The organism is Pseudomonas sp. 14P5.3.2, from assembly GCF_057799175.1.
The window spans coordinates 1-7,195 of sequence record NZ_JBYOKU010000013.1 but is presented as its reverse complement, the minus strand read 5'-3'; the positions used below and the strand labels follow the sequence as shown (position 1 = coordinate 7,195).

The 7,195-nt window shown below is 59.2% G+C and carries 4 protein-coding genes and 1 pseudogene; 4 read left to right on the top strand and 1 reads right to left on the bottom strand.

All coding sequences use genetic code 11. The annotated features are described in order from the left end of the window. Positions 1 to 66 precede the first annotated feature (66 nt). From macA to AC27VU_RS12915, 4 genes are all read left to right on the top strand, one after another. Positions 67 to 1,215, top strand: coding sequence for a macrolide transporter subunit MacA (gene macA / locus AC27VU_RS12930; protein ID WP_003224213.1), 1,149 nt, complete (start codon positions 67 to 69; stop codon positions 1,213 to 1,215). Between the two features lie 2 nt (positions 1,216 to 1,217). Further along, positions 1,218 to 3,173 (top strand): MacB family efflux pump subunit, encoded by a 1,956-nt coding sequence (locus tag AC27VU_RS12925; RefSeq protein ID WP_003224216.1) that lies wholly within the window; start codon positions 1,218 to 1,220, stop codon positions 3,171 to 3,173. Positions 3,174 to 3,910: 737 nt separating this feature from the next. Beyond that, complete coding sequence (locus tag AC27VU_RS12920) at positions 3,911 to 4,285, top strand: DUF6124 family protein (RefSeq protein WP_003224224.1); 375 nt, start codon at positions 3,911 to 3,913, stop codon at positions 4,283 to 4,285. A 139-nt stretch (positions 4,286 to 4,424) separates the two neighbouring features. Continuing rightward, positions 4,425 to 4,784, top strand: a complete 360-nt coding sequence (locus AC27VU_RS12915; protein WP_488724204.1) for a DUF6124 family protein — start codon at positions 4,425 to 4,427, stop codon at positions 4,782 to 4,784. A 298-nt stretch (positions 4,785 to 5,082) separates the two neighbouring features. On the opposite strand, the pseudogene AC27VU_RS12910 reads toward AC27VU_RS12915, so the two are convergent. Then, positions 5,083 to 7,195 (bottom strand): annotated as a pseudogene (locus tag AC27VU_RS12910) (hypothetical protein); the annotation flags it as partial.

Here is a 7,195-nt window from a genome sequence, read left to right as displayed (position 1 = left end):
GTGTTGTTTTTCTATCAAGACCCGGCCTCTGGCCGGGTTCATCCCTGAACGGACTTGTGGTTATTTATGGAAAAGTCGAAGTTGCGCAAAGTCGGTATGGGGTTGGCGTTGGCGGCGGTGGCCGGGTTGGTGCTGTACACGGTGCAGGCACCCGCCGAAGCGCCGAAATACCAGACGGCGCCGGTCGAACGCTCGGATATCGAAAACACCGTGCTCGCCACCGGTTTGCTCGAAGGCGTCAAGCAGGTGGACGTCGGCGCTCAGGTGTCGGGGCAGTTGAAGTCGCTCAAGGTCAAGGTCGGCGACAAGGTGAAGAAGGGCCAGTGGCTAGCCGAGATTGATCCGCTGGTGCTGCAGAACACCCTGCGTCAGGCGCAGGTCGATGAGGAAAACCTGCAGGCGCAAAAGCGTGCCACGCAAGCCCAGCTCAAGCAGACCAAAGCGATTTACGAGCGTTATCAGAACCTGCAGGAAGACGCCTCGATCTCGCGTCAGGATTTCGAGACCGCGCAATCGAACTACGAGGTGCAGCAGGCCAACCTGCTGTCGCTGGACGCACAGATCAAGAGCGCGCACATCCAGATCGACACCGCCAAGGTCAACCTCGCGTATACGCGGATCGTCGCGCCGATCGACGGCGATGTGGTCGGTATCGTCACCCAGGAAGGCCAGACCGTGATTGCCAATCAGTTGGCACCCGTGCTGCTGAAACTGGCAGATCTGGACACCATGACCATCAAGGCCCAAGTGTCGGAAGCCGACGTGATCCACATTGCGCCGGGGCAGGAGGTGTATTTCACCATTCTCGGTGAAGACAAACGCTATTACGGCAAGCTGCGCGGCACTGAGCCGGCACCGCAGAACTTCCTCGAAACGCCGCCGGCCGGTACGCCGAAACAAAACACCGCGGTGTTCTACAACGCGCTGTTCGAGGTGCCCAACCCCGACCATCGCTTGCGCATTTCGATGACCGCGCAAGTGCGCATCGTCCTCGATACCGCGCAATCGGTACTGACCGTGCCGGTGGCCGCGCTCGGGCCACGCAACGCCGATGGCAGTTTTCCGGTGCGGGTGCTGGACGCCAAGGGCCAGGCGCAGTCGCGCAACGTGCAGACCGGGATCAACAACAACGTCAAAGTGCAGATCAATCAGGGCCTCAGCGAAGGCGAGCGGGTGGTGATCGGTGATCCGTTGCCCGCCGTGGCGGGGGCTTGAGCATGACGCAGCCGTTACTGCAACTGACCGGCATCACCCGCAGTTTTACCGCCGGCGACCGTGAATTTCTCGCACTGAAGAACATCAACCTGACGATCAATGCCGGGGAAATGGTGGCGATCATCGGCGCCTCCGGCTCCGGCAAATCAACCCTGATGAACATCCTCGGTTGTCTCGATTACGCCACCGCCGGCAGTTACAAGATCAACGGCCAAGAGACCCGCGACCTTGACGATCAGGCGCTGGCTGAGCTGCGCCGCGATTACTTCGGCTTCATCTTCCAGCGCTATCACTTGCTGCCGCACCTGAGCGCGATGCACAACGTCGAGATGCCGGCAATCTACGCTGGCATTCCCGCGCCGCAACGCCACGCCCGCGCCCGCGAGCTGTTGGCGCGACTGGGTCTCGATGGGCACCTGACCCACCGGCCGAGCCAGCTCTCCGGTGGTCAGCAGCAACGGGTGAGTATCGCCCGGGCCTTGATGAATGGCGGGGAAGTGATCCTCGCCGACGAACCCACCGGCGCCCTCGACACCGCCAGCGGCAAGGAAGTGATGCGCATCCTGCTGGAACTGCACGCGGCCGGGCACACGGTGATTCTGGTGACCCACGACCCGAAAGTCGCGGCCAACGCCGAGCGCATCATCGAAGTCAGCGACGGTGAAATCCTCAGCGACCGCCGCAACCAGCGCGATACCGGGCAACTGCCGGGTGAAGACGTGCCGCCAAAACCCCCGGCGACCCGCCGCCTGGTGGCTAGCCTCGGGCTGTTCAAGGAAGCCTTCAACATGGCCTGGGTGGCGCTGATTTCGCACCGCATGCGCACTTTGCTGACCATGCTCGGGATCGTCATCGGCATCACTTCGGTGGTGTCGATTTCGGCGATCGGCGAGGGCGCGAAAAACTACGTGCTCAAGGACATTTCGGCGATCGGCAGCAACACCATCGACATCTATTCCGGCACCAGTTTCGGCGACAAGCGCGCCGCCTCGATCGAGACACTGGTGCCAGCGGATGTCACCGCGCTGAATCAACTGTATTACGTCGACAGCGCCACCCCGGTGGTCGGCCGCAGCATGCTCCTGCGCTATCGCAACATCGACCTCGACGCGCAGATCAACGGCGTCAGCGAGCAGTACTTTCAGGTGCGCGGGATCAAATTGGAGGCGGGCATCACCTTCAGCGAAAGCGATGCGCGGCGTCAGGCGCAGGTGGTGGTGATCGACTACAACACCCGGCATCGGCTGTTCGCCGAGGGCGTCGATCCGCTGGGCCAGGTGATCCTGATCGGCAACCTGCCGTGCACGGTGATCGGCGTGGCAGCCGAGAACAAAAACCTGTTTGCCTCGGGCAAGACCCTCAACGTCTGGGTGCCCTACGAGACTGCTGCCGGGCGCCTGCTCGGCCAGCGCTTTCTCGACAGCATCAGCGTGCGGATCAAGGACGGCCAGTCGAGCAAAGTCGTGGAAAATCACGTCACCCAATTGATGCTGCAACGCCACGGCATCAAGGATTTCTACACCAACAACCTCGACAGCGTGATGCAGACCGTGCAGAAAACCAGCCGCTCGCTGGCCTTGCTGCTGTCGCTGATCGCGGTGATTTCGCTGGTGGTCGGCGGCATCGGCGTGATGAACATCATGCTGGTGTCGGTCACCGAGCGCACCCGCGAGATCGGCATTCGCATGGCGGTCGGCGCCCGCCAGTCGGACATTCGTCAGCAGTTCCTGGTGGAGGCGGTGATGGTCTGCCTGCTCGGCGGGGCCATCGGCATTTCCCTGTCGTATGCCATCGGCCATCTGTTTTCGCTGTTCATCAAGGAGTGGGAGATGGTCTTCTCCATGGCCTCGGTGGTGACGGCGGTGATCTGCTCGACGCTGATTGGCATCGTTTTCGGCTTCGTCCCGGCGCGAAATGCTTCGCGCCTGGACCCGATCGAGGCGCTGGCGCGGGACTGATTGCCGGAGCTGATTGGCCGGGCTTGTGCCTGAAGTGCACAAATCGAAAGGGACGGGTCATGAACCCGTCCCTGTTTTTCGTCCAGGCCTGCTGGCGATGGCGGCCTGACAACCAACCGGTCCCCAACTGAATGCACTCAATCCAACTGTGGGAGCTGGCCTGCTGGCGATGACGGCCTACGAGCCGACCAATCCCTGACTGAATGCTCTCGGTCAAATTGTGGGAGCTGGCTCGCCAGCGATGACGGCCCACAAGCCGATCACCCTCCCAACTGAATGCGCTCATTCCAACTGTGGGAGCGAGCCTGCTCGCGAAAGCGGTCTACCAGACAGCATCAAAACTACAGGAGCAATCCCGGTTCACCACACACGCATAAACGCACCCACGCAACCACGTTTAAAGTACACGAACCGTTACGCCATAACGGCTACAACACCTTGCGCCGTTACCTACGCGTACGCCAGAATCCGCCGGCTTACACGACCATGGGCCGGGCTATATCGTTTCCCTGTCACTGAAAATCAGTGATCGGGTTTGGTAGCCCGTTTCATTACAGTCGTGCGCCACATTACAGGTCCGTTATTGGGGCTCTGCTTTTATGGTGGCCATGCGTGGGGCTCCTTCGGGAGCGCCGGGTTTACTGTTTTGACCGGTCTACCAACCCACAAATGGCCGCCACCCTTCGTTTGGTAGCGAGAGTGATGGCTCCTCATTTATTTAAAACAGTGAGTCACTTATGTTCAAAGCCACACCCAACCCCCCAGACGTCGACCCGATCCCATACGACCCAGCCCTCGACCCGCAGAAGATAAAAGCGGCAACCGACCGCGCCATCAACTTCTACCTCAACCCCGGCGCACTGAAGATCTCGATCCCTTCAGTACCGTCAGGCAAATCAAGCCGAATCTTCCTCATCGACCCCACCGTGGACGAAGAAACATTGCTGGTCGAAGCCTGCGAATCATTAGCCGCCGCCAGTGATATGGCGCGCGACATCGGCGACGTCGTCGACAACCCACAGCGCCGGGCGATGCTGATGCTGCATCAGGTGATCATGCTCAGTGAACTGATGGTCAACCGAGTGCTGGACGGCCGCCGCGTGCCGAACTAATCACGCGGCCCCCTGTAGGAGCTGCCGAAGGCTGCGATCTTTTGATCTTGCTTTTAAAACCAACATCAAAAGATCGCAGCCTTCGGCAGCTCCTGCAGTGAGTAATCCTTTCAAAGTACCTCGATCGGAGTTCCCGCTGATGCCCGAAACCCCACCCAATCCGCCGGCCACAGACCCGGTATCACCCTACGAATCACTCAACTCCAGAAAACTCCACGAAGCCGCTGAACGCGCCCTCGACCACTACCTCGCGCCCGCGCACATCATGGCGACGCCTTACACCCCCAGCAGCATGTTCCTGGTCAACCCGCAAACCGACACTGAATCCCTGCTGGCCAACGCCTGCGAATCCCTGGCCTCGGCCACGGTCCTGCTCGGTGACTTCGCCGGGACGCTGGAAGGGCCGAGCCGCAATACCGCGCTGGGCATTGCCCAAGTAGTGATGCTGGGGGAGTTGGCGGTGAATCAGGCGCTGGATAATGTTGGGTCGAAGGGATAATCGACATGGGATGTCCCAATGGGCAATGCCGTAGAACGACTTGAGTCGCGCCCGGAAGTCGTAAAGACACTGATGGCGATTGCGCGGGTGCAGGCAGGCCTTCTCGTGGGGTTCTACGGCTTCAGAATGCTTAAGTGCAGATATCGGCTAAATATTAACTGTCCTCGAATTTTCTGAAGTTGAAATAAAAGCGGACGGATCAATAAATCGATAGGGAGATAATCGATAAATCAATCTGTCCGCTCTTTTTGTTCGGATTCAGACCGTTCGCCGGATGAGCAAGTCCGTTATGGCTGCTTTACCGAATGTGAACACCCCAAGATGGACCCCATTCTCCGTGATACGCAGTTACCCACCAATATCCAGTACTCAGAGAAGAAAAAGTGGCTGTCCACTCACCTTTAGCATCCACCGGAGCGTTCGCCGTTTCAATAATGGCGCCGGAGGAATTATAGCCGTAGCCGACCGCGACCGTTAGGTTCGGTGTAGCAGTACCTTTCACGATCAATGTCCTCATGGTGGTAGTTGACTCTCTGGGGATGAAGTTGCCGTTCTGATCTTCTACACGGGTGATTACAGGAGCAACTCGAATTATGACTTTCAGTCGTCGCTCAGCCGATACCTGTCCACTGCCATACAGCGCGGTGGCGGTGAATCGGTGATCGCCCACGCTCAAGCCGGTCACGGTCCGTTCCCACAGGCCTGTCGTCGGATCGACGTCAGCGTCTCCCTTGACGGTTGTGCCATCTTTGATCTGAACTTTCTGGCCTTTGGTCGCGGACCCTAAAAGCTTGACCTTAGGATCGATGGTCGTACTGTCCTGAAGAATCTCCACCCCTTTGGAGTCTTCGGCCCGAGTAATTTCTGGTTGCACATCCTCCAACGCCCTGACCGTATAAGTGCGCACCGGAAACAGCACCGCCTCACTCTCCACCGTGCTCTGACCAAGCGCCGCTTTAAACTCCAGTGCCAGGCTGCTGCCATCCTGCAGGTTTTTGATTTCAGCGACTGCAATATCGGAAGTGAAGAACCCGTTGGTGATCCAGTCTGAATCGGTAACGTTGTTCGGCGCGCTCCAGATCTCGCGTGCGTAGGCGCTACCGTCGGCATTGGTCCCGCGCAGGCGCAACCAGACGTATTGGTCGGGGGCGATCAGCGGCCAGTCACCCATGCGTACGGAAGCTTGGGTCAGGTCGCCGGTATACAGTTCCGGGCCATTGCCGTTGCTGTCAGCCTGCACGATGGTGGGGCTGGCCAGTGCGCTCTGCGGCATTGCTTGCACCGTCAGCTCAAATACCCGGGACGGTGTTGGATGACCATCAATGATGACGACGTAGGAGACATTTACCCGCTTGCCCAGGTTGAACGCCACCACGCTGTTCGGGATCGCAAACTCAAGCCCTTCGCTTACCGCGCGCGGCACTGAGGTGTGCGACCCGCCGGCCGGCGTGCCAACAGCGCCATCCCACCTGACGCTTATTTCATAGGTTGGCAGAAACTCTGCGTTGTCCGGCACCACGACGGTCAAGGTGTCCTTGACCAATACCGGGTTGAGCGTACTGTCGCCGTTGTTCTCCTTGATCGTGGGTGGTTCAAGATCCAGATCTCCCCGGGTCACAACCGTGTAGGTACGCACGGGGAAGGGCACGGCCAGACTCTCATTCGGGTCTTTGCCGAACGCGGCTTTGAATGCCATGGTCAGCGTGCTGCCATCTTTCAGGTTTCTCAAGCCTGCAAGGGCAATGTTGCGCTCTAAATAACCTTGCGTGATCCACCCGTCGGTGACATATGAGCCGGGTGCTGTATGGATCTGAAGGTTGTAGTCGCTGCCATCAGCGTTTGTACCTGTCAGGCGCAGCCAGACATATTGGAGTGGGGCAATCAACGGCCAGATGCCCATGCGGTAGATCGCATTGGCGGTCAGTTTGCCCACATTGAACTCCGGGCCTTCGCCGTTGTTGTCCGCGTCCTTGATGATCGGTTTGAGCAGTTCATTCTGCGGCATGCTCAACACAGTCAAATCAAAGACGAGGGACGGCAGCGGCTTGCCGTCGCGGATGACGACGTAGGACACCTTCACATCTTTGTTCAGGTTGAACGCGACCACACTATTCGGAATCGCAAACTCCCGGTTGCTGCCCAGCGGCCGAGGAACAGAGGTGTGCGAACCGCCTGCGGGCGTACCCTGTGCGCCAGTCCAAGTGACGATGATTTCATCAGTTGGCCGCAACTCGGGGTTGTCCGGCACCACGGCGGTCAAGGTGTCCTTGACCAGCAGCGGGTTGAGTGCGCTGTCGCCGTTGTTCTCCTTGATCCAAGGGGCGAGCAGTTCCAGCGCGACTCCCACGGTGAACACCAACGGATTCGAAAGGCTGGTCTCTTCTGTGGCATGGCGCCAGAGTTGGTAGCGA

Excerpts from the sequence above, each read along its gene's own strand:
- macA (WP_003224213.1), top strand. The coding sequence starts at position 67 with ATGGAAAAGTCGAAGTTGCGCAAAGTCGGTATGGGGTTGGCGTTGGCG.
- AC27VU_RS12925 (WP_003224216.1), top strand. The coding sequence starts at position 1,218 with ATGACGCAGCCGTTACTGCAACTGACCGGCATCACCCGCAGTTTTACC.
- AC27VU_RS12920 (WP_003224224.1), top strand. The coding sequence starts at position 3,911 with ATGTTCAAAGCCACACCCAACCCCCCAGACGTCGACCCGATCCCATAC.
- AC27VU_RS12915 (WP_488724204.1), top strand. The coding sequence starts at position 4,425 with ATGCCCGAAACCCCACCCAATCCGCCGGCCACAGACCCGGTATCACCC.